We start from the raw sequence: 2,290 nt of genomic DNA, 5'->3' as shown, positions 1-2,290 counted from the left end.
CCGCCGCAAGCCCCCCGAGCCCGAGGAAGCGCCGCAGGGCGAGGAAGAAGTAGCCGTAGATGAAGAGCGCGATCGGGATCACGTCGGCCAGCATCGCCCAGTGCACGGCGAGCGTGTGGAACAGGAACGAGCCGATCCCGACGATGCCGGCGAGGGCGGCCAGCGCCAGGGCGGCCGGGTCGCGCCCCGCGCGCCGGGCGGCGGCCAGCGCCGCGACTAGGAAGGCTGCGTTCGTCGCGGCGTTCAGCGGCTCGTCCCAGAACCCGGCGCCGGCGCGCTCGCAATAGGCCCGGATCGGCTCGAACCAGTCGGTGCTCATCGTGGCCCCTTCTCCCCCGCCCGCCGCTTGTCAGGCGGGTGCGAAGGCCCGATGACGGGCGCCGGCCTCAAGGGACGCGGCGTGATGCGGATCAGCACCTGGAACGTCAACTCGATCAAGCAGCGGGTCGGGCACCTCACGGCCTTCCTGGGCGAGGCCAAGCCCGACGTGGTCTGCCTGCAGGAGCTGAAGTGCCAGGACGAGTCCGTTCCCCGCGCCGAGATCGAGGCGGCGGGCTACCGGGTCGAGACGCTGGGACAGAAGGCCTATAACGGCGTCGCGCTGCTGGTGCGCCGGCCGCTCGCGCTCACCGAGGTGCGGCGCGGCCTGCCGGGCGACGAGGCCGACGTCCAGGCGCGCTACATCGAGGGGCTGGTCGCGGGCGAGGGCGTCGCGCCGGTGCGGGTCGCCTCGATCTACCTGCCCAACGGCAACCCGGTGGCGAGCGAGAAATTCCCCTACAAGCTGGCCTTCCTCGAGCGCCTGCGCCGGCACGCCCGCGCGCTGATGGACGCCGAAGTGCCGCTGGTGCTGGCCGGCGACTACAACGTCATCCCGGACCCGGAGGACGCCGCCGACCCGGAGGCGTGGCGCGAGGACGCGCTGTTCCGGCCGGAATCGCGCGCGGCCTTCCGGAGCCTGCTCGCCGAGGGTCTCACCGACGCGCTCCGGGCCTGCGACCCGCGCGCGGGGGTCTACACCTTCTGGGACTACCAGGCCGGCTGCTGGCCGCGGAACCAGGGCATCCGCATCGACCACCTGCTGCTCTCGCCGCAGGCCGCCGACCGGCTGGTCTCGGCCTCGGTCCAGAAGCACCTGCGCGGCCTGGAGAAGCCCTCGGACCACGTTCCGGTGACGGTGGAACTGCTCGACGGCTGAGGCCGCTTCGGCGCGAGCGGTCGGGGCCGCCCCGTCATCGCCGGGACGCCCGTCCGCTCCGCCCCGGACCAAGCTTGAGCGTAACGCCGCGAGCGACGATTTCGGATGAGCAGTCGAACCGCCGGCGTTTCCGGCCGTTAACCTGCCGATTTCCGTTCCCGGTGGGTCCAATGGCCAAGCACGACATCCTCGGATACTTCGAGCATCGCCGCGACGGCGCCTGGGTCTGCGTGCGCCCGTTCACACTGACGACCCGCAGCGCCAGCATCGACATCCGCCAGGGCCAGCGCTTCGACTACGGCAAGCGCGTCGGCGGCCTCGACCTCGCCGAGTACCTGGAGCAGCTCGGCTCGCAGTTCGGCTCGTAGCCGACCGATCCGGGCGCGCTATCCGGGCGGGGGCGCCGGCTGCGTCTCCGCGCGGCTCTGCGCGCCCTCCCCCGGACCCGGCGGGGAGCCGCCGTCCGCCCGGCCGCGCTCGGGCGCGGCGGCGTCGGGATAGCGCTTGCGGTACTCGGCCAGGAAGGCGCCGAGCGTCTCGGCCTTCGAGGCGCGCTGGGCGATCTCGCGGAAGCCCGGCTGGCGCGTCGGGTCGGCGCCGGTGATCAGCGCGAAGCTGCGCGCGTCCGCGCTCTCGGCCATCAGGCCGGCGAACTTGGCCTTCAGTCTCTCCAGGCCCAGGCGCTCGTCCGCGAGGTCGTAGGCGATGCCGGCGCGGATCACGTCTGCGCGGGCGGCCGCGTCGAGGGACTTGCCGCCGCGCCAGACCTCGCCGAGCAGCGCCTCGTGCGCCTCGCCGGCGCCGCGCCAGCGCCGGGCCGCCCAGAGGATGTCGGCCCTGAGGCGCGCGACGTCGGGGCCGCCCTCGTCCTCGATCGTCTCCAGGGCGAGGTCCGTACGGCTCAGATCCGACAGGGCGCGGGCGCGCACCAGGGCGCGGGCGCGGCGCAGGTCGGCCGGCAGCTCCGGCAGGTGGGTCGCGTCGATCGCCTCCAGCGCCTGGAGGGGCTTCCCGTCCATCAGCCGCACCGTGGCGAGGCGGGCCGCGACCGCGGCGCGGGCCTGGCCGGTGAGGCGGTGGTCGATCTGGTGC

General features: G+C 74.1%; 2 protein-coding genes and 2 pseudogenes. 2 read left to right on the top strand and 2 right to left on the bottom strand.

Annotated elements, in window-relative coordinates; translation table 11 throughout:
* A pseudogene (locus tag AX737_RS23900) lies at nucleotides 1–319 on the bottom strand (hypothetical protein); the annotation flags it as partial.
* Nucleotides 320–403: 84 nt separating this feature from the next.
* On the opposite strand from AX737_RS23900, the gene xth reads away from it, so the two are divergent.
* Nucleotides 404–1,198, top strand: a complete 795-nt coding sequence (gene xth, locus AX737_RS23895; RefSeq protein ID WP_066925730.1) for an exodeoxyribonuclease III — start codon at nucleotides 404–406, stop codon at nucleotides 1,196–1,198.
* Between the two features lie 170 nt (nucleotides 1,199–1,368).
* A complete protein-coding gene (locus tag AX737_RS23890) occupies nucleotides 1,369–1,566 on the top strand; it encodes a hypothetical protein (protein ID WP_066925728.1) in 198 nt (65 codons plus the stop codon).
* A gap of 18 nt (nucleotides 1,567–1,584) precedes the next feature.
* Here AX737_RS23890 and AX737_RS34815 read toward each other — a convergent pair.
* A pseudogene (locus AX737_RS34815) lies at nucleotides 1,585–2,290 on the bottom strand (hypothetical protein); the annotation flags it as partial.

The sequence above is a fragment of the Methylobacterium sp. CCH5-D2 genome (genome assembly GCF_001556475.1).
Taxonomy (GTDB): Bacteria; Pseudomonadota; Alphaproteobacteria; order Rhizobiales; family Beijerinckiaceae; genus Methylobacterium; species Methylobacterium hispanicum.
Note: the sequence above shows the minus strand (reverse complement) of the source record. Positions and strands in the feature narration are given on the sequence as shown.